Annotated in this window: 13 protein-coding genes and 2 pseudogenes; 5 read left to right on the top strand and 10 right to left on the bottom strand. The window is 71.0% G+C overall.

What is annotated here, in order from left to right; all coding sequences use genetic code 11:
• A pseudogene (locus AB0K09_RS12680) lies at positions 1–288 on the bottom strand (site-2 protease family protein); the annotation flags it as partial.
• Between the two features lie 124 nt (positions 289–412).
• On the opposite strand from AB0K09_RS12680, the gene AB0K09_RS12675 reads away from it, so the two are divergent.
• Positions 413–1,390 (top strand): PD-(D/E)XK nuclease family protein, encoded by a 978-nt coding sequence (locus AB0K09_RS12675; RefSeq protein WP_366065338.1) that lies wholly within the window; start codon positions 413–415, stop codon positions 1,388–1,390.
• A 15-nt stretch (positions 1,391–1,405) separates the two neighbouring features.
• On the top strand, positions 1,406–2,077 hold the full coding sequence (locus AB0K09_RS12670; protein WP_366065337.1) for a response regulator transcription factor: 672 nt from the start codon (positions 1,406–1,408) through the stop codon (positions 2,075–2,077).
• A 33-nt stretch (positions 2,078–2,110) separates the two neighbouring features.
• Here AB0K09_RS12670 and AB0K09_RS12665 read toward each other — a convergent pair whose 3' ends face one another.
• The 9 genes from AB0K09_RS12665 to AB0K09_RS12625 all read right to left on the bottom strand — a co-directional run bounded on the left by AB0K09_RS12665 (position 2,111) and on the right by AB0K09_RS12625 (position 14,166).
• Positions 2,111–3,709, bottom strand: a complete 1,599-nt coding sequence (locus AB0K09_RS12665; RefSeq protein WP_366065336.1) for an ABC transporter substrate-binding protein — start codon at positions 3,707–3,709, stop codon at positions 2,111–2,113.
• A gap of 78 nt (positions 3,710–3,787) precedes the next feature.
• Positions 3,788–5,383 carry an ABC transporter substrate-binding protein gene (locus tag AB0K09_RS12660; protein WP_366065335.1) on the bottom strand — a complete coding sequence of 532 codons (1,596 nt, stop codon included), beginning with the start codon at positions 5,381–5,383 and terminating at the stop codon, positions 3,788–3,790.
• Between the two features lie 424 nt (positions 5,384–5,807).
• Positions 5,808–6,506: an HAD family phosphatase gene (locus AB0K09_RS12655; protein ID WP_366065334.1), complete on the bottom strand. Its 699-nt coding sequence runs from the start codon at positions 6,504–6,506 to the stop codon at positions 5,808–5,810.
• A gap of 172 nt (positions 6,507–6,678) precedes the next feature.
• Complete coding sequence (locus tag AB0K09_RS12650; RefSeq protein ID WP_366065333.1) at positions 6,679–7,746, bottom strand: PAC2 family protein; 1,068 nt, start codon at positions 7,744–7,746, stop codon at positions 6,679–6,681.
• A 139-nt stretch (positions 7,747–7,885) separates the two neighbouring features.
• Complete coding sequence (locus tag AB0K09_RS12645) at positions 7,886–8,950, bottom strand: glycosyl hydrolase family 18 protein (RefSeq protein ID WP_366065332.1); 1,065 nt, start codon at positions 8,948–8,950, stop codon at positions 7,886–7,888.
• 141 nt (positions 8,951–9,091) lie between these two features.
• Positions 9,092–10,699: a glycerol-3-phosphate dehydrogenase/oxidase gene (locus tag AB0K09_RS12640; RefSeq protein WP_366065331.1), complete on the bottom strand. Its 1,608-nt coding sequence runs from the start codon at positions 10,697–10,699 to the stop codon at positions 9,092–9,094.
• Between the two features lie 2 nt (positions 10,700–10,701).
• Entirely contained in the window at positions 10,702–12,228 is a 1,527-nt protein-coding gene (gene glpK, locus AB0K09_RS12635) for a glycerol kinase GlpK (RefSeq protein WP_366065330.1), read from the bottom strand.
• A gap of 44 nt (positions 12,229–12,272) precedes the next feature.
• Positions 12,273–13,055, bottom strand: coding sequence for an MIP/aquaporin family protein (locus tag AB0K09_RS12630; protein ID WP_366065329.1), 783 nt, complete (start codon positions 13,053–13,055; stop codon positions 12,273–12,275).
• 346 nt (positions 13,056–13,401) lie between these two features.
• Complete coding sequence (locus AB0K09_RS12625) at positions 13,402–14,166, bottom strand: IclR family transcriptional regulator (protein ID WP_366065328.1); 765 nt, start codon at positions 14,164–14,166, stop codon at positions 13,402–13,404.
• A 308-nt stretch (positions 14,167–14,474) separates the two neighbouring features.
• On the opposite strand from AB0K09_RS12625, the gene metH reads away from it, so the two are divergent.
• The 3 genes and pseudogenes from metH to AB0K09_RS12610 all read left to right on the top strand — a co-directional run.
• Entirely contained in the window at positions 14,475–17,984 is a 3,510-nt protein-coding gene (gene metH / locus AB0K09_RS12620; protein ID WP_366065327.1) for a methionine synthase, read from the top strand.
• Between the two features lie 64 nt (positions 17,985–18,048).
• Positions 18,049–19,584 (top strand): N,N-dimethylformamidase beta subunit family domain-containing protein, encoded by a 1,536-nt coding sequence (locus tag AB0K09_RS12615; protein WP_366065326.1) that lies wholly within the window; start codon positions 18,049–18,051, stop codon positions 19,582–19,584.
• Positions 19,585–19,671: 87 nt separating this feature from the next.
• A pseudogene (locus AB0K09_RS12610) lies at positions 19,672–19,810 on the top strand (short-chain dehydrogenase/reductase); the annotation flags it as partial.

The raw sequence follows: 19,810 nt of genomic DNA, 5'->3' as shown, positions 1-19,810 counted from the left end.
CTCGTGGACGAGGACGGAGGCGTAGAAGGCGACGGCGAAGAAGAGGGAGACGAGGTAGCGGACGCCGCCGAGCCCGGGCAGCACACGGTCGAGCTGGCCGCCGAAGACCCAGGTGATCAGGGCGGCGACGAGGAACCAGCTGGGGGCGACGTAGACGGGGACGCCGAAGGGGCGGCCCATGAGGATGCCGCCGCGGCTCTCGCGTGGTCTCGGCGGTTTGCGGTCCCCGGAACCGGTCTGTCGGCCGGCGCCCCCGCCACCGGTGTGGTCCTGACCGCTGTCGTCCACGGTGTCCCCTCGTCGGATGCTCCCCCCGCACCGCGCGGTGCGCTCTCACGATCATGCAGTGCCGCAGGGTCTGCCGTCGATGGTATTCGCCGACTGACGGTGACGGGCCGTAGGGTCTTGGGTCATGGAGAGTGCGACCGAGAATCCTTCCGGGCAGGCCGACGGGCAGTCCCCCGGGCAGTCGCCGGGCCCCGTGGGGGTCCCGGCTCCCCGCCGCCCCCGGGGCGTGCCGCCGGCCGCGCTGTCTCCGTCGCGGGCGGCCGATTTCATGCGGTGTCCGCTGCTGTACCGCTTCCGGGTGATCGACAAGCTGCCGGAGAAGCCGAGTGCCGCCGCCACCCGGGGCACGGTGGTGCACGCGGTGCTGGAACGGCTCTTCGACGCCCCGGCCGCCGAGCGCACGCCGCCGCGGGCCCGGGAGCTGCTGCCGGGCGAGTGGGAGAAGCTGCTGGCGGCGCGGCCGGAGCTGGCGGAGCTGTTCGCCGGTGAGGACGGGGCGCACGATCCGCAGCGGCTGGCGGACTGGCTGGCGGAGGCGGAGCGGCTGATCGAGCGGTGGTTCACGCTGGAGGACCCGACGCGTCTGGAGCCGGCGGAGCGCGAGCTGTACGTGGAGACGGTGCTGGAGGACGCCGGGGAGGCGGGGCTGACGCTGCGCGGCATCGTCGACCGGGTGGACGTGGCGCCGACCGGTGAGGTGCGGATCGTCGACTACAAGACCGGCAAGGCCCCCGCCCCGCAGTACCGGGGCGACGCGCCCTTCCAGATGATGTTCTACGCCCTGGTGGTGTGGCGGCTGCGGGGCCGGGTGCCGCGCCGGTTGCAGCTGGTCTACCTGGGCAGCGGTGATGTGCTGACGTACGACCCGGTCGAGGCCGACCTGCTGGCGGTGGAGCGCAAGCTGCGCGCGCTGTGGGAGGCGATCTCGCTGGCCACGGAGACGGGCGACTGGCGGCCGAGGCCGACGAAGCTGTGCGGCTGGTGCGACCACCAGGCGGTGTGCCCGGAGTTCGGGGGCACTCCCCCGCCGTATCCGCTGCCCGTCCCCGCTGTACCGGTCACCCCCGGCGGGACGGGCCAGGGCAGAATGGACGCGGTCTAGCGAAGGAGTTCTCCCGTGGCGATCCGCGTCCTACTGGTCGACGATCAACCGCTGCTGCGCACCGGTTTCCGCATGATCCTGGAGGCCGAGCAGGACCTCGCGGTCGTCGGCGAGGCCGGGGACGGCCTGCAGGCGCTCGATCAGGTCCGGGCGCTCCAGCCCGATGTGGTGCTGATGGACATCCGGATGCCCCGGATGGACGGCGTGGAGGCGACCCGGCAGATCACCGGCCCGGAGCGCAACGGTCCGGCGAAGGTGCTGGTGCTGACCACGTTCGACCTGGACGAATACGTGGTGGAGGCGCTCAAGGCGGGGGCCAGCGGCTTCCTGCTGAAGGATGCGCCGGCGCACGAGCTGGTGCAGGCCATCCGGGTGGTGGCCGGTGGGGAGGCGATGCTGGCGCCGAGCATCACGCGGCGGCTGCTGGACAAGTACGCCGGGCACCTGCCGTCCGGCGAGGAGCCGCTGCCGGACACCCTGCACACGCTGACGGAGCGTGAGGTGGAGGTGCTGAAGCTGGTGGCGCGGGGGCTGTCGAACGCGGAGATCGCGGCGGATCTGTTCGTCAGCGAGACCACCGTGAAGACGCACGTCGGGCATGTGCTGACCAAGCTGGGTCTGCGGGACCGGGTGCAGGCCGCGGTCTACGCCTACGAGAGCGGACTGGTACGCCCCGGCGCGCAGTAGCGCGCCGGAGCGTACGGGCGGGGGCGGGGCCGCCTATCCCTTGGCGGCCTTGCTGATCTCCCAGAACCGGAAGACGGTCGAGGCGTCGAGGGTCCACTGGAGGCCGTTGACGCGGGAGTTGGCGACGGCGTACTGCTTGCCCTGCCACAGCGGGAGCACCGGGACGTCCTGGGCGATGGTGGTCTGGAGCTTGGCGAAGTCCGGGGCGGTCGCGGAGCGGGTGCCCTCGGCGGCGGTCGCCGGGAGGATCCGCTCGGAGATCTCCTTGGACTCGTAGTTGTTGCCGAGTTCCTTGCTGCCCTGGCCGAAGAACGGCGCGGTGAAGTTGTCGGGGTCCGGGTAGTCGGGGACCCAGCCCTTGGCGTAGACCGCGTACTGACCGGCGCGGACGCCCTTCTCGTACTCGTCGAAGGGGACGCTCTTGACGTCCGCGTCGAAGAGCCCGCTCGCGTTGAGCTGCTTGGCGATCTCCTGGAACTCGGGGACCGTGCCGGGGCCGTAGCGGACGGGGGTGGCCCACAGGGTGAGCTTGACCTTGCCGGTGATGCCCGCGGAGCTCAGCGCCGCCTTGGCCTTGTCGGGCTGGGGGCGGTCGCCGTAGACGTCGAAGAACGGCGTCTTGTGGCCGGTGATGCCGCTGGGGACGACGGAGTACAGCGGTTCGGCGGTGCGCTTGTAGACGTCACGCACGAGGGCGCTGCGGTCGATGAGATAGGCGATGGCCTTGCGGACACCGGGCTTACCGGCGACGGTGTCCTTGGTGTTGAAGACCAGGTGCTGGATTTCCGCGCTGGTACCTTCGACGACCTTGACGTTCTGCTTGTCGCCGGCCGCGGACTCCAGGTCGGCGATGTCCTTCATGGCCAGACCACGGTAGGCGATGTCGATGTCGCCCTTCTGCACGGCGGCCTTCAGCTCGTCCTGCTTGCCGTGGAAGAACTTCATGGTCATGCCGCTGTTCTGGACGACGGCGGGGCCCTTGTAGGAGCCGTTGACCTTGAAGACGGCCTTGTTCTTGTCGAAGGACTCCAGCTTGTAGACGCCGGAGCCGACGGCCTTGCCGTCGGTGCGCAGCCGGTCGGCCGGGTACTCCTGGTGGTCGACGATCGAGCCGGCACCGGAGGCGATCTTCTGGGGGAAGGTCGCGTCGGGGCGGTTCAGATGGAAGACGACCGTCGACTTGTCCGGCGTCTTGATGTCCCCGATGGAGGAGAGCAGGGCGGCCGCCGGACCGTTCTCGTCATTGATCTTGAGCGTGCGGCGGAAGGAGAAGGCGACGTCCTCGGAGGTCAGCTCGTGACCGTTGCTGAACTTCAGCCCGTCCTGGAGGGTGCACTCGTAGGTCTTGCTGGCATCGTCCTTGAAGCCGCACTTCTTGGCCGCCTCCGGCTGGGGAGTGGTACTCCCCTTGGGGAAGCTCATCAGCGACTGGAAGACGTTGTTGAACAGCAGCCAGGTTGCGGGGTCGTAGCCGGATGCCGGGTCGGTGGCCTGCACCTCTTCGGATATCCCCATGACCACCGACTCTCCGGTGCCGGCCGCCTTGCCGTCTTCCGAACCGCACCCGGTGAGCAGGGCGGCGGCGAGCCCCGCACCGAGCGGGGCGGCGAGCCACTGGTCACGTTTCCTCACGTGCACGTTCCTCACAGTTCTTTGCTGTCCGGCTTGTTTCGGGGGTGGAACCAGGTGGAGCTGGTGGAACCGGTGGTGTCACTTGCCGCGGCCGAGCTCCCACGGCTGCAGCTCCGATGCGGAGTTCAGGGCCCACTCCGCGCCGGTGACGTCGTTGCGGGCCGCCACGTACTGCTTGCCCTGCCACAGCGGGAGCACCGGGACCTCGTCGGCGACGATGTCCTGGGCCTGCTGGAAGAACTTGGCGGCCGCGTCCCGCTGCGCCGACTGACGCGACTGCGGGATCAGATCACCGGTGATCTTGTTGTTCCGGTAGGGCGAACCGAGGAAGTTGTCCTTGCCGAAGAACGGGGCGACGAAGTTGTCGGGGTCGGGGAAGTCGGGGAACCAGCCCATGCCGTAGGCGGCGTACTTGCCCTTGGCCGCCTCGGGGCGGAAGTCCGCCCACTTCACGCCCTGGAGCTTGATGTCGAACAGACCGCTGGCGTTGAGCTGCTTCTGCAGGGACTTGAACGCCTTCTCGGTGTTCTCACCGTAGTGGTCGGTGGTGTAGGTGAGGGTCAGCGGAACCGGCGAGGTGATGTTCGCGGAGCGCAGGATGGCACGGGCCTTGTCCGCGCTGGGCTCGCCGTACCGGTTGGAGAAGGCGTTCATGTGGCCGGTGATGCCGCTGGGGACCAGCGAGTACAGCGGGTCGCTCGTGCGGCCGTAGTCGTCGCGGGCCAGCGCCTGCCGGTCGATGACCTGGGCCATGGCCTGGCGGACGGCCTTGTTCTTCACGGTCGAGTCGTCCGTGTTGAAGGCGAGGTAGCTGATCTCCTGGCCGGGCGACTCCAGCAGGCGGACGCCCTTGCCGGCGGTCCGCATCCGGTCGACCTGCTCGGGGAGCAGAGTGCGGTTGATGATGTCGATGTCGCCGGCGGTGAGCGCCTTCTCCATCGACTTGGCGTCGTCGAAGAAGCGCAGCTCGACCTTGTCGTTCTGCACCTGGACGGAGCCCTGGTAGTCGGGGTTCTTCGTGAGGACGGCCTTGACGACGTGGCCGTCCTTCTGCTCGGTGTTCAGGGTGTACGGGCCGGAGCCGACGACCTTGAAGCCGTTGTCGAGCTTGTCCTTCCGGTAGGACTCGCTGTCGACGATGGCGGCGGCCGGGGTGGCTATCTTCTGCGGGAAGGTGGCGTCGGGCGACTTCAGGTGGAAGACGACCTCGAGTTCGTTCGGGGTCTCCACCTTGTCGATGTTGCTGAGCAGCGACACCGGGCCGTTCTCGAAGTTGATGGCGCGGGCGCGGTCGATGGAGAACTTGACGTCCTCCGAGGTGAGCGCGTGCCCGTTGGAGAACTTCAGACCGCTCCGCAGGGTGCAGCGGAACTGTTCGCTGTTGCGGTCGCCGAACCCGCACTTGGACGCCGCGTCGCCGACCGGCGTGGTGCCGGAGCGGGGCAGGCGCAGCAGGGTCTGGAAGGTGCTGTGCAGCACGTTCCAGGCACCGACGTCATAGGCGGCCGCGGGGTCGAACGGGGCGGGCGCGTCGGTGGTCTCCTCGAACCGGTCCGTGGTGCCGACGACGATGGCGCCCTTGCCACCCGCTCCCTGGTCCGACCCGCCGCAGGCGACGAGTACGGGGACGAGCAGGCCTGCCAGGGTCGGCAGCACCAACGTCTTGCGGTTCATTGTCTGGGGTTCTCCCTGTGGTGCGTTCGGTGCCCGGACCATACCGATGTCGGTCGTGCTGGTCACACGGGCATCCGTGAAGTTCTCGCGAAAAGATTAGTGCGCACCGCAAGGGGGCCCGGAACAGGGCGAAGTTGAGTCGATATCACGCCGTGATAACAGCGCCGGGGTGACCGATATCCGGACGCCGGAACGATTCACGCACCGGACGACCAATCAGGACACAAGGGTGCGCTTCAGCCCCCGTACAGCCCCCTTGAGGGGGCCTGGGGCGGATGCGGGACCTCCGGATCCGGTGACGAACGTCACGTGTGCGATCGCATCGGGGTGCAACCGAATTCAGCCGCCGCATTCGTCACGGAAAACGATCGGCCAGCCGCGCTGAGTTCTCGGATCTTTCTCCGGCGCACGCTCGGTGCACGGCTCAGTGCATTCCCGTGACCAGTCCGCGGAGAAAAGAGAGATCGACTTCCTCGAGCGAGCCGACGACGGTCCGCCCGGCGGCCGGCGGGATCGGCGCGACCGACGGGACCGCCACGACACGGCACCCGGCGGCCTCGGCGGCGGTGACCCCGGTGAGGGTGTCCTCGACGACCGCGCACCGCGCCGGGTCGGCGCCGAGCCGCGCGGCGGCCAGCAGATAGGGGTCCGGGTGCGGCTTCGTCCGCTCGATCTCGTCGCCCGCGACGGTCAGCGTGAAGTGCTGCGGACCCAGGGTGTGCAGCACCCGGTCGATGATGTGCCGGTGCGAGGCGGAGACCAGGGCGGTCGGCACGCCGTGGGCGGCCAGCTCGGCCAGCAGGCGCCGGGCGCCCGGCATCAGTGGCACGCCCCGGCCGATCATCTGGGAGAAGCGGGCGTTCAGCAGCGCGCTGAGCTCGGCGACGGCGATCTTGGCGCCGGTCGCCTTGATCAGGAAGGCCGCGCTGCGCGTCATCGGGCCGCCCACGACCACCTCGCGCCACTCCTCCAGCAGCTGGTGCCCGAGCTCCTCGAACACGGCGACCTCTACTTCCCACCAGAAGCCCTCGGTATCGACCAGGGTGCCGTCCATGTCGAGAAGAACGGCCTGCAGGGCCGGTGCCGCCGAACGGGTGTCGACGGCGGGGACAGTGCTGGTCATCCGCACACCTCCTGGGGAGCGAGAAGGCCGGCCCCCCACCCTTCCCTCGGGTGGCGAACCGGCCTTCACCGGGCAGACAAGTGTACGGCGGCCCCGTGCGGTCCGTCGCGTCGAATTTCGCGCGTATGTCACAGGCGTGCGTCACACGGCGTCCGTCACGCGGCGGCGAGGGTCAGTCCTCGCTCCCCTGCTCCCCCGCTTCCCGCTCGTCGCCCTTCGTGCTGTCCTTGCCCTCGCCCCTGCCCTCGTCCTTGCCGTCGCCCTTGCCGTCGTCCTTCGTGGGCGGCTTGGGCGGGCGCGTACGGCCGCTGGCGGTGTCCCGCAGGTACGAGCCGTCGCGCCCGGACTCGGCCAGGCCCGGCTCGGCCGCGAGGCCGCCCGGCTGGGCCGGGCCCGCGCCCGGCTCCCGCCGCCGCAGATAGCGCTCGAACTCACGCGCGATCGCCTCGCCCGACGCCTCCGGCAGATCGGCGGTGTCGCGCGCCTCCTCCAGGGACTGGACGTACTCGGCGACCTCGCTGTCCTCGGCCGCCAGCTGGTCGACGCCCAGCTGCCAGGCGCGGGCGTCCTCGGCGAGCTCGCCCAGCGGGACGCGCAGGTCGATGAGGTCTTCCAGACGGTTGAGCAGGGCCAGGGTGGCCTTGGGGTTGGGCGGCTGGGAGACGTAGTGCGGCACGGCCGCCCAGAGGCTGACCGCCGGGACGCCGGCGTGGGTGCACGCCTCCTGCAGGATGCCGACGATGCCGGTCGGGCCCTCGTAGCGGGACTCCTCCAGATCCATGGTGCGGGCCAGGTCGGGATCGGAGGTGACGCCGCTGACCGGGACGGGCCGGGTGTGCGGGGTGTCCCCGAGCAGCGAGCCCAGCACCACGACCATCTCCACGCCCAGCTCGTGGGCGAAGCCCAGGATCTCGTTGCAGAACGAGCGCCAGCGCATGCTCGGTTCGATGCCGCGCACCAGCACCAGGTCGCGCGGCTTCGGGCCGCCCGTCCGCACCACGGAGAGCCGGGTGGTCGGCCAGGTGATCTTGCGGACCCCGCCGTCCAGCCACACGGTGGGACGGTTGACCTGGAAGTCGTAGTAGTCCTCGGCGTCCAGCGCCGCGAAAACCTCGCCCTTCCACTCCCGGTCGAGGTGCGCGACCGCGCTGGAAGCGGCGTCACCGGCGTCGTTCCAGCCCTCGAAGGCACAGATCATGACCGGGTCGATCAGCTCGGGAACCCCCTCAAGCTCGATCACCCAGCGCCTCCTTCCGACCGGGGTGCACGGGTTGGCCCGTACCACCGCCGGTTGCCGTTCCGTGCAGTTGCCTTGCGTGTCCCAAGCCTACGACTTCGGTGACCGTCGTTCGCAGCCCCTGGAGGGGAGGCGGTTTCGGTCAGGTTCCGTCACGCGCGCCCCACCCGTTGCGGTAGGCCCGCCAGTCGGCCTCGGTCGCGGCGAAGTCGACGTACAGCGCGAGTCCGAAGTTCCGGCGGTGGCGGTCCTCGCGGGTCAGCCCGAGCCGGCTGCCGCGCACGGCCGCCGCGGCGGTCTCGGCCTTGCCGTCGTGGCCCCAGTTGTCGGTGTGGAAGAACGGGATGCCCATCAGCAGATCGGTGCCGGCGGGGGTGGCTTGGAGCGCGAGCGTGGTCTGCTGGGCCACGTAGCCGCCGTAGAGGTTCTCCCACGGCAGCGCGGTGTCGTACGACATGACGGCGATCTGGTCCGTCCGCCGGGCAACCTTGCCGAAGTAGGACTGCGTCCACCACTTGGGGCTGCCGAAGGTGCTCGCGGCGGTGTGCAGGGAGGGCAGCGGGTCGATCTGCTGGGCGGCCACCGACAGCACGCCGCCCGCCGAACGCACGGCAGGGTGCAGGGAGTCGAGGAGCTTCAGGAAGTGCCGGTCGCCGGTGCGCACCGGCTCGACGTCGAGGTGCACGCCGTCGAAGCCCGCGCCCAGCACCTGCCGGGCACTGGCGGTGATCGCGTCGCGCGTGGTGGCCGAGGACAGTCGCAGCCCTGCCTTGCCGGACCCGTCCACCTTGTCGCCCAGCCACGCCTGCACCCGGACGCCGGGCAGTTCGCGGTGCACGGACTCGATGAGCCACCGGGCGCGCGGATAGTCCGAGGCCGGCAGGGTGCCGTCGTGCTCCAGCGGCCCGGCGTGGACGTACAGGTCGCGGATGCCCGTGCCGGCGATGCGTTCGGCGAGCCGGGTCAGGTCCGCGTCGCCGCGCCGGCCGTCGACCCAGTGGTGCCCGAGCCAGACGGCGTCCCGTCCGCGCGTGACGGCGTCGTCCGCGGGCGATCCCGCGTACGAGGCGCGCAGCGCGCTGCCGGCCGCCACGACGGGCGCGAGCAGCAGCAGGACCAGTGCGACGGCGATCCGTACGAGCACGCGTCCGCGCGGACGCCACCGGCGTTTCCCGTTCGGCGTCCGGCGCGTGAATGGCCGGTTCATATCGTCCCCTCTTGTCATCTTGTGGGACGAGCGGACGGCGTCTCGGGTTGCGTCGCCGGTTGCCCGGGGGCGGGCGGGAGGACGCGCGGAGGGGAGGGCCGCCGGTGCGGCCCTCCCCTCGCGTGGAGCGGTGGCGGTGCGTCAGCCGCGGTCGTCCAGCAGCCCCTTGACGCGGGTCCGGACGTCCTCGGTGTCCAGGCCGCGGATGGTCAGCGTGGTGCGGCGGCGCAGCACGTCGTCGACCGTCTCGGCCCACTCGTGGTCGCGGGCGTAGACGACCTGGGCCCAGATCTCCGGGCCGTCGGGGTGGATGCGCTCGCCGAGCTCGGGGTTCTCGTTGACCAGGCGGGCGATGTCGAAGGACAGCGAGCCGTAGTGCGTGGCCAGGTGGCGGGCGGTCAGCGGGTCCATGCGGCTGCCGGGCTCGCGGTCGACGAGCAGGCGGTGGGCGACCGCGTTGGGGTTGGCGACGCCCGGCAGCGGGGTGCGGCGGACCAGGCTGGAGACGGGCTCCATGTCCTCGGTCAGCGGGCTGCCCGGCACCTTGGCGAGCTTGCTCATGACCGTGCGGCCGATGTGGCGGTAGGTGGTCCACTTGCCGCCGGCGACGGACAGCATGCCGCCCTTGCCCTCGGAGACGACGGTCTCGCGCTTGGCCTGGGCGACGTCGCCGGGGCCGCCCGGCAGCACGCGCAGACCGGCGAAGGCGTACGTCATCAGGGAGCGGTCGAGGTCGGCGTCCTGGATGGAGAAGGCGGCCTCGTCGAGGATCTGCTGGATGTCCTCCTCGGTGGCGCGCACGTCCGCCGGGTCGCCCTCGTACTGGGTGTCGGTGGTGCCCAGCAGGAGCTGGTCCTCCCACGGGAGGGCGAAGGTGATGCGGTACTTGTCGATCGGGGTGGCCATGGCGGCCTTCCAGGGCGACTTGCGCTTCATCACGATGTGCGCGCCCTTGGAGAGGCGGATCGACGGCGCGGCGCCCTTGTCTTCCAGCTTGCGCAGGTGGTCCACCCACGGGCCGGTGGCGTTGAGGACGACGCGCGCGTCGATGCCGAACTCGGTGCCGTCCAGGCGGTCCTTGAGCTCGGCGCCGGTGACCTTGCCGTGCGTGAAGCGCAGGGCCTTGACCTCGGCGTGGTTGAGGACGACCGCGCCGGACTCGACGGCCGCGCGGACCGTCATGACGGCCACGCGGGAGTCGTTCATCTGGTGGTCGTAGTAGACCGCGACGGCCTTGAGGTTGTCCGTGCGCAGGCCGGGGTTGTCGGCCTTGGCGCGGGCCGGGGTGATGACCTTGCCGACGCCGTCGCCGAAGGCGGACAGCGCCGAGTAGGCGAAGACGCCGGCGCCGAGCTTGGCCGCGCCCACCGGGCCGCCCTTGTAGACGGGCAGGTAGAAGGTGAGCGGGTTGACCAGGTGCGGGGCCACGTCCTTGGCCAGCACCCGGCGCTCGTGGTGGTTCTCCGCGACGAGCTTGACCGCGCCGGTCTGCAGGTAGCGCAGACCGCCGTGGACGAGCTTGGAGGACGCGGAGGAGGTGGCGCCGGCGAAGTCGCCGGCGTCCACCATCGCGACCCGCAGTCCGGACTGCGCGGCGTGCCAGGCCACCGAAGTGCCCAGGATGCCGCCGCCGATCACCAGGAGGTCGTACGTCGCCTTGGACAGCCGTTCCCGGGTTTCGGCGCGGCCCGGGTTGGCGCCGGCAGCCGGGTGCGTTCCCAGGGTCGGAACGCTCTGCGGGGTTGTCATGATTACTCCTCGTCCTCGATCCAGCCCATGGTCCGCTCGACGGCCTTGAGCCAGTTCTTGTACTCGCGGTCACGCGTGTCCGCGTCCATGCGGGGGGTCCACTCGGCGGCCCGGCGCCAGTTGGCGCGCAGCGCGTCGGTGTCCGGCCAGAAGCCGACGGCGAGGCCGGCGGCGTAGGCGGCGCCGAGGCAGGTGGTCTCGGCGACCATCGGGCGCACCACGGGGGCGTCCAGGAAGTCCGAGAGGGTCTGCATCAGCAAGTTGTTGGAGGTCATGCCGCCGTCGACCTTGAGAGCGGTCAGCTCGACGCCGGAGTCCTTGGTCATGGCGTCGGTGATCTCGCGGGTCTGCCAGGCGGTGGCCTCGAGCACGGCGCGGGCGATGTGGGCCTTGGTGACGTAGCGGGTGAGGCCCGCGATGACACCGCGCGCGTCGGAGCGCCAGTAGGGGGCGAACAGGCCGGAGAAGGCCGGCACGAAGTAGGCGCCGCCGTTGTCCTCGACGGAGCTGGCGAGGGTCTCGATCTCGGCCGCGCTGTTGATCAGGCCCATCTGGTCGCGCATCCACTGCACGAGGGAGCCGGTGACGGCGATGGAGCCCTCGAGGGCGTAGACGGGCTTCTGGTCGCCGATGCGGTAGCCGACGGTGGTGAGCAGGCCGTTGTAGGACTGGACGGGCTCGTCACCGGTGTTCATCAGCATGAAGGTGCCGGTGCCGTAGGTGGACTTGGCCTCGCCCTTGTCGTAGCAGGTCTGGCCGAAGAGGGCGGCCTGCTGGTCGCCGAGCGCGGAGGCGACGGGGACGCCGGCGAGGGCGCCGCCCTTGGCGGTGCCGTAGACCTCGGCGGAGGAGCGGATCTCCGGCAGCACGGCGGCCGGGATGTCCATGGAGGACAGGATGCGCTCGTCCCACGCCAGGGTGCGCAGGTTCATCAGCATGGTGCGGGAGGCGTTGGTGACGTCCGTGACGTGGACGCCGCCGTCGACACCGCCGGTGAGGTTCCAGATGACCCAGGAGTCCATGGTGCCGAAGAGGATGTCGCCGGCCGCGGCCTTCTCGCGCAGGCCCTCGACGTTGTCCAGCAGCCAGCGGACCTTGGGGCCGGAGAAGTAGGAGGCGAGCGGGAGGCCGGTCTCGCGGCGGAAGCGGTCCTGGCCGACGTTGCGGCCGAGCTCCTTGCAGAGGGCGTCGGTGCGGGTGTCCTGCCAGACGATGGCGTTGTGGACGGGCTCGCCGGTGTTCTTGTCCCACAGCAGCGTGGTCTCGCGCTGGTTGGTGATGCCGATGGCCTTGACGTCGGCGGCGGTGATGCCCGCCTTCTCGACGGCGCCGGCCACGACTTCCTGGACGTTGGTCCAGATCTCCATGGCGTCGTGCTCGACCCAGCCCGGCTTGGGGAAGATCTGCTCGTGCTCCTTCTGGTCGACGGAGACGATGCGGCCGTCGCGGTCGAAGACGATGCAGCGGGAGGAGGTGGTGCCCTGGTCGATCGCCGCGATGAACGGGCCGTGGCCGTGGGTGTCGGTCATGGGGTGTCTGCTCCTGAAGTCTTTGAGGTCTCGGCGGGTGCTGATCAGAACGCGATCTTGTGGATGCCTGCGGCGAGGGCGGCGCCGATGAGCGGGCCGACCACCGGGACCCAGGCGTAGCCCCAGTCTGAACCGCCCTTGTTGGGCAGCGGCAGCAGTGCGTGCACGATGCGCGGGCCGAGGTCGCGGGCCGGGTTGATGGCGTAACCGGTCGGGCCGCCGAGCGAGAGGCCGATGCCGACGACGACGAGGGCGACCATCAGGGTGCCGGTGCCGCTGGTGGCGAGGCCCTTGGTCAGACCCATGGTGAGGATGAACAGCACGAGCGCGGCGGTGGCGATGATCTCGGTGACCAGGTTCTGCACCGCGTTGCGGACCTCGGGGCCGGTGGAGAAGATGCCCAGCACCGGGCCGGCCTCGGGCTCGGCGGTCTGGTCGACCATGCCCTCGCGGGGGTTGAGGCTGCCGACGATCTCGGGGTCGGTCAGATGGGCCTTGAACTGGCCGTAGTAGGCGAGCCACACCAGGGTCGAGCCGATCATGGCGCCGAGCAGCTGGGAGCCGATGTAGAGCGGTACGTCGCCCCACTTGACGGCGCCGTCGATGGCGAGGCCGAGGGTGACGGCGGGGTTGAGGTGCGCACCGGACTTGGTGCCGATGTACGCGCCGGCCAGTACGGCGAAACCCCAGCCGAATGTGATGGAGAGCCAGCCCGCGCCCTGCGCCTTCGAACGCTTCAGGGTGACGGCGGCGCACACGCCGCCGCCGAGCAGGATCAATACAGCGGTACCGATGGTCTCACCGGTGAAGATGTCGGAGCTGGACACCCGCGACTCCTTTGTCCTTCGTCCAGGGGAAGGCGAACCCCGGGTCCCTCCGGTGGTCCGCGCCCTCCGTGAGGGCGTTGATCGGTCCCGCGGCACTGCACACCATAGCGAATATTGTCGTCAGGTGTTCGACAATGCCGACCGATGAACGGCAGTTTTCTGCACGGTTAAGGGCCCGTCAAGGGTCCTGTGACCGAGAACTCTCGGCCAACTGGCCGGAAATCTATGTTCGGATACCGACGGGTAACAGGAAGGTATCGGGCCCCGCGCGGGAGTGGGGAAGAACACCGGAAAACGGTCACCGGCGGTTCCGGTCCGGGCCGCCGGAACCGGGGCCGGCCGGGGGCTAGAAGCGGCCGGCGCCCAGGTCGCGGGAGACCGCGCGGGCACAGTCGCGCACGGCCGCCACGAGCTGGGGGCGCAGCTCGCCCTCCTCGCAGACGCGCTCGACGGCACCGGTGATGCCGACCGCGCCCACGGGCATGCGCCGCCGGTCGTGGATGGGGGCGGCGAGGGAGGCCACGCCGGCCCAGGTCTCCTCGACGTCCGCCGCCCAGCCCCGGGCGCGGGTGAGATCGAGTACGCCTTCGAGTTCGGGCAGGGCGGTCACGGTGGCCGAGGTGAACGACTCGCGCTCGGCCTCGGTGACCTCGCTGTGGGCGACGGGGTCGTAGGCGCACAGGACCTTGCCGAGGGCGGTGCTGTGCAGCGGCTGCATGGCGCCGACCTCCAGCACCTGGCGGCTGTCGTCGGGCCGGAAGACGTGGTGGATGATCAGCACGCCCTGCTGGTGGAGGACGCCGAGGTACACGCTCTCGCCGCTGGAGCGGGCCAGGTCGTCGGCCCAGACCAGGGCGCGGGCCCGCAGTTCGTGCACGTCGAGGTAGCTGTTGCCCAGGCGCAGCAGTTCGGCGCCGAGCTGGTAGCGGCCGGAGGCGGGGTCCTGCTCGACGAAGCCCTCCTGCTGGAGCGTCCGCAGGATGCCGTGCGCGGTGCCCTTGGCCAGCCCCAGCGCGGAGGCCACGTCGGACAGGCCCAGCCGTCGCTCGCCGCCCGCGAGCAGCCGCAGCATCGCCGCCGCCCGCTCCAGCGACTGGATGGTCCGTGCCATCGCGCTACCTCCTCCTCAATGCCGTTCGGCAATGCTGAACACTATCGGCCGATGCCGACCATGGGGTAGCTGACCGCGGACCCGTCCATGATCGCCGAGCCGGGGACGGGACCGGACACCGGCCCACCGCTTCCGGCCACGCTCCAGCCCCCCTCCGGTGCCCCGCGAGCCCGTTGCGGCGTGCTGGGAGCCCGTCCAGCCCGTGGAACGGTCGCTGCCTCCCCGCGTCCTGGGGGCTACGCTTGCGGCGTGCGCCCTCCACGCGGGGGCGCAAAGCCGACAGCCGTCGCACTTCAGGGAGCTCTTCCATGGCCTCGCTTACGCCATCGTCCACCGCAGCCGCCCGAGCCGAAGCACTTCGCGAGGCACTCGCCACCCGAGTGGTGGTGGCGGACGGAGCCATGGGAACGATGCTCCAGGCTCAGGATCCCACCCTCGCCGACTTCCAGGACCACGAGGGCTGCAACGAGATCCTCAACGTCACCCGACCTGACATTGTCCGCTCCGTCCACGAGGCGTATTTCACGGCCGGCGTGGACTGCGTGGAGACCAACACCTTCGGCGCGAACCACTCCGCCCTCGGCGAGTACGACATCTCCGACCGCATCCTCGAACTGTCCGAGGCGGGGGCCCGCATCGCCCGCGAGACGGCCGACGCCTTCACCGCGCGGGACGAGCGGCAGCGGTGGGTGCTGGGGTCGATGGGCCCGGGCACCAAGCTGCCGACCCTGGGCCACGCCCCCTACGGCGTGCTGCGGGACGCCTACCAGCGCAACGCCGAGGGCCTGATCGCCGGCGGCGCGGACGCGCTGCTCGTGGAGACGACGCAGGACCTGCTGCAGACCAAGGCCGCCGTGCTCGGCGCCCGCCGGGCCCTCACGGTCGCGGGCCTGGACCTGCCCGTGATCGTCTCGGTCACCGTCGAGACCACCGGCACCATGCTGCTGGGCTCCGAGATCGGCGCCGCGCTGACCGCGCTGGAGCCGCTCGGCATCGACATGATCGGCCTGAACTGCGCCACCGGCCCCGCCGAGATGAGCGAGCACCTGCGGCACCTCTCCCGGCACTCCCGCGTCGCGCTGTCGTGCATGCCCAACGCGGGCCTGCCCGTCCTGGGCAAGGACGGCGCCCACTACCCGCTGTCGGCGGAGGAGCTGGCGGACGCGCAGGAGACCTTCGTCCGCGAGTACGGACTGTCGCTGGTGGGCGGCTGCTGCGGTACGACGCCGGAACATCTGCGCCGGGTGGTCGAGCGGGTGCGCGGCCTGACCCCGACAGAGCGCTCGCCGCGCCCCGAGCCGGGCGCGGCCTCGCTCTACCAGAGCGTGCCGTTCCGCCAGGACACCTCCTACCTCGCCATCGGCGAGCGGACGAACGCCAACGGCTCGAAGAAGTTCCGCGAGGCCATGCTGGCGGGCCGCTGGGACGACTGCGTCGAGATGGCGCGGGAGCAGATCCGCGAGGGCGCCCACATGCTGGACCTGTGCGTCGACTACGTCGGCCGGGACGGTGTGGCCGACATGGAGGAGCTCGCGGGCCGCTTCGCCACCGCCTCCACCCTGCCGGTCGTGCTGGACTCCACCGAGCCGGAGGTCATCCGGGCCGGCCTGGAGAAACTGGGCGGCCGCGCCGTGATCAACTCGGTCAACTACGAGGACGGCGACGGCCCCGAGTCGCGCTTCGCGAAGATCGCCGGCATTGCCGTGGAGCACGGCGCCGCGCTGATCGCGCTGACCATCGACGAGGAGGGCCAGGCCCGCACGCCCGAGAAGAAGGTGGAGATCGCCGAGCGGCTGATCGCCGACCTCACCGGGAACTGGGGCGTCCGCGAGTCGGACATCCTCATCGACTGCCTGACCTTCACCATCTGCACCGGCCAGGAGGAGTCCCGCAAGGACGGCATCGCCACCATCGAGGCCATCCGGGAGCTCAAGCGCCGCCACCCGGACGTGCAGACGACGCTGGGCCTGTCGAACATCTCCTTCGGCCTGAACCCGGCCGCCCGGCTGGTGCTGAACTCCGTCTTCCTCGACGAGTGCGTCAAGGCCGGCCTGGACTCGGCCATCGTGCACGCCAGCAAGATCCTGCCCATCGCCCGTCTCGACGAGGAGCAGGTGCGGACCGCGCTCGACCTGATCTACGACCGGCGGCGCGAGGGCTACGACCCGTTGCAGCGGCTGCTGGAGCTCTTCGAGGGCGTGGACACCAAGTCGATGAAGGCCGGCAAGGCCGAGGAACTGGCCGCCCTGCCGCTGGACGAGCGGCTGCAGCGGCGCATCATCGACGGCGAGCGGAACGGCCTGGAGGCCGACCTGGACGAGGCGCTGCGCGACCGTCCGGCGCTCGACATCGTCAACGACACCCTGCTGGAGGGCATGAAGGTCGTCGGCGAGCTCTTCGGCTCCGGCCAGATGCAGCTGCCCTTCGTCCTCCAGTCCGCCGAGGTCATGAAGAACGCGGTCGCCTATCTGGAACCGCACATGGAGAAGTCCGACGCGGAGGGCAAGGGCACCATCGTGCTCGCCACCGTGCGCGGCGACGTCCACGACATCGGCAAGAACCTCGTCGACATCATCCTGTCCAACAACGGCTACAACGTCGTCAACCTCGGCATCAAGCAGCCGGTCTCGGCGATCCTGGAAGCGGCCGAGGAACACCGGGCCGACGTCATCGGGATGTCCGGGCTCCTGGTGAAGTCCACCGTGATCATGAAGGAGAACCTGGAGGAGCTCAACCAGCGCAAGCTGGCCGCGACCTACCCGGTCATCCTGGGCGGCGCCGCCCTCACCCGGGCGTACGTCGAGCAGGACCTGCACGAGATCTACGAGGGTGAGGTCCGCTACGCCCGCGACGCCTTCGAGGGCCTGCGGCTGATGGACGCGCTGGTCGCCGTCAAGCGCGGCGTCCCCGGCGCGACGCTGCCCGAGCTCAAGCAGCGCCGCGTGCCCAGGCGTGAGGCGGCCGCCCTTCCGGAGGCCGAGGAACCGCAGGGCGCGGTCCGCTCGGACGTCGCCACCGACAACCCGGTGCCCACGCCGCCGTTCTGGGGCACCCGGGTGGTCAAGGGCATCCCCCTCAAGGACTACGCCTCCTGGCTCGACGAGGGCGCCCTCTTCAAGGGCCAGTGGGGCCTGAAGCAGTCCCGCGCCTCCGGCCCCGGCTACGAGGAGCTCGTCGAGACCGAGGGCCGTCCGCGGCTGCGCGGCTGGCTCGACCGGCTCCACACGGAGAACCTGCTGGAGGCGGCCGTCGTCTACGGCTACTTCCCGTGCGTGAGCAAGGGCGACGACCTGATCCTGCTCCACGAGGACGGCTCCGAGCTCACCCGCTTCACCTTCCCGCGCCAGCGGCGCGGCCGGCGCCTGTGCCTCGCCGACTTCTTCCGGCCCGAGGAGTCCGGCGAGCGCGACGTCGTCGCCCTCCAGGTCGTCACGGTCGGCTCGCGGATCGGCGAGGCCACGGCCGAGCTCTTCGCCGCCGACGCCTACCGCGACTACCTCGAACTCCACGGCCTGTCCGTCCAGCTCGCCGAGGCGCTCGCCGAGTACTGGCACGCCCGCGTCCGCGCGGAGCTCGGCTTCGCGGGCGAGGACCCCTCGGACGTCCAGGACATGTTCGACCTGAAGTACCGTGGCGCCCGCTTCTCCCTCGGCTACGGCGCCTGCCCCGACCTGGAGGACCGCGCCAAGATCGCCGAACTCCTGCGGCCGGAACGCATCGGCGTCCAGCTCTCGGAGGAGTTCCAGCTCCACCCGGAGCAGTCCACGGACGCGATCGTCATCCACCACCCGGAGGCGAAGTACTTCAACGCGCGGTAGGGGGTCCGGGGGCGAAGCCCCCGGTTGCGGGGCCCACGGTGCCCGTGCCCAATGGGAAGCGGACATGGACACTCCCACCCGCCGCCGCTTCCTCGGCGCGGCCGCCGCCGCGGCGACCGGCGCGCTGATATCCGGCTGCACGAACGGCGGCACCGGCAACCCGGAAGCGGCAAGCGTCACCGCCGAGAACGAACTGCCCGGCACGCACGACTGGCGCATCACCCGCCCCGCCCCCGCTCACGCGGTCGACGGCTACGCCGACCGCGTGAGCGTCCTGGCGGGTGAGCCGTTCCGGCTCCATCTCTCCGCCACCGCCCGCACCCTGCGGGCCGAGGCGTTCCGCATGGGCTGGTACGGCGGGGCCCAGGCCCGCCGGGTCTGGTCCTCGGACGGCCTCGCCGGGGCCGTGCAGCCGCTTCCGGCGGCCGCCGGCGCGACGCGGACCGTCGCGGCCGGCTGGCGGCCGTCCCTGGAGGTGCCCACCCGGGGCTGGCCCGAGGGCGCGTACCTCGTCCGGCTCACAGCCGACTCCGGCGGCCAGCGGTACGTACCGATCACCGTCCGCTCGGCCCGCACCGCCGGACGGCTGGTGCTCGTCAACGCCGTCGGCACCTGGCAGGCGTACAACACCTGGGGCGGCCACAGCCTCTACCACGGCCCCGGTGGCAAGGGCGACTACGCCGCCCGGTCCCTCGCCGTCAGCTGCGACCGCCCCTACGACGGCAACGGCGCACCGCTGTTCACGACGTACGAGCAGCCGGCGATCGCGCTCGCCGAGCGGCTGGGGCTGCCGCTCGCCTACGTCACCACCATGGATCTCGACCGTGAACCGGACCTGCTGCGCGGCGCGCACGGCGTGGTCTCCCTCGGGCACGACGAGTACTGGACGCCGGCCGTGCGGGCCCGCGTCACCGCGGCCCGCGACGCGGGCACCAACGTCGCGTTCCTCGGGGCGAACGCCTGCTTCCGCCGCATCCGGCTGGAGCACACGGAGGGCGGTGACCGCCGGCTGGTCGTCTGCTACAAGACCGACTGGTCGCTCGACCCGATGGCCGGCAAGGACGACGCGGCCGTCACGACGGACTGGCGCGAGCCCCCGCACGCCGACCCGGAGAACTCCCTCACCGGCACGCTCTACGAGTCCAATCCGACCACCGCCGACTATGTGGTGGCCGAGCCCGGCCACTGGCTGTTCGAGAACACCGGCGCGGGGCGGGGCACCCGTTTCCCCAACCTGGTGGGCACCGAGTACGACCGGGTGCGTTCGGGGCGGGCAACGCCCCGGCCGATCGAGGTCGTCGCCCACTCGCAGGTGGTGTGCCGCGGCGTGCGGTCGTTCGCGGACTCGGCGTACTACACGACCGGCAGCGGCGCCGGGGTCTTCAACACGGGCACCATGCGCTGGGTGGAATCCCTCACCGGGGACGGCAGCCACGGCATCCCGCCGGCCACGGCGCGCTTCACCAACCAGGTCACCGCCAATCTCTTCCGCGCCTTCGCCGCCGGGCCCGCCGGCCGCTCCCGTCCGGCGTCGGACAACCTCGACGCGTACCACCCGTACGACGGCGACCCGATCCAGGCCGCACACCATCTGTGGTGACCGCGGGCCGCAGGGCCGCGTCACCCGGCCGGCCCGGCGCCGGTGTCGCCCGGCGCCGTGCCGGGACAGGCTGGGGCCATGTCCCCGATGGCTCCGAAGTCCTGGTTCGTCACCGGCACGTCGTCCGGCTTCGGCCGCCGGCTCACCGAACTGCTGCTCGCCCGTGGTGACCGCGTCGCCGCGACGGCCCGCCGCCCGGCGGCCCTGGACGACCTCACGGCCGTGC

The sequence above is a fragment of the Streptomyces sp. NPDC049577 genome, assembly GCF_040675635.1.
Lineage (GTDB): Bacteria > Actinomycetota > Actinomycetes > Streptomycetales > Streptomycetaceae > Streptomyces.
Note: the sequence above shows the minus strand (reverse complement) of the source record. Positions and strands in the feature narration are given on the sequence as shown.

Coding starts and splice junctions, on each gene's coding strand:
- metH (WP_366065327.1), top strand. CDS start 14,475: ATGGCCTCGCTTACGCCATCGTCCACCGCAGCCGCCCGAGCCGAAGCA.
- AB0K09_RS12640 (WP_366065331.1), bottom strand. CDS start 10,699: ATGACAACCCCGCAGAGCGTTCCGACCCTGGGAACGCACCCGGCTGCC.
- AB0K09_RS12655 (WP_366065334.1), bottom strand. CDS start 6,506: ATGACCAGCACTGTCCCCGCCGTCGACACCCGTTCGGCGGCACCGGCC.
- AB0K09_RS12675 (WP_366065338.1), top strand. CDS start 413: ATGGAGAGTGCGACCGAGAATCCTTCCGGGCAGGCCGACGGGCAGTCC.
- AB0K09_RS12625 (WP_366065328.1), bottom strand. CDS start 14,166: ATGGCACGGACCATCCAGTCGCTGGAGCGGGCGGCGGCGATGCTGCGG.
- AB0K09_RS12645 (WP_366065332.1), bottom strand. CDS start 8,950: ATGAACCGGCCATTCACGCGCCGGACGCCGAACGGGAAACGCCGGTGG.
- AB0K09_RS12660 (WP_366065335.1), bottom strand. CDS start 5,383: ATGAACCGCAAGACGTTGGTGCTGCCGACCCTGGCAGGCCTGCTCGTC.
- glpK (WP_366065330.1), bottom strand. CDS start 12,228: ATGACCGACACCCACGGCCACGGCCCGTTCATCGCGGCGATCGACCAG.
- AB0K09_RS12615 (WP_366065326.1), top strand. CDS start 18,049: ATGGACACTCCCACCCGCCGCCGCTTCCTCGGCGCGGCCGCCGCCGCG.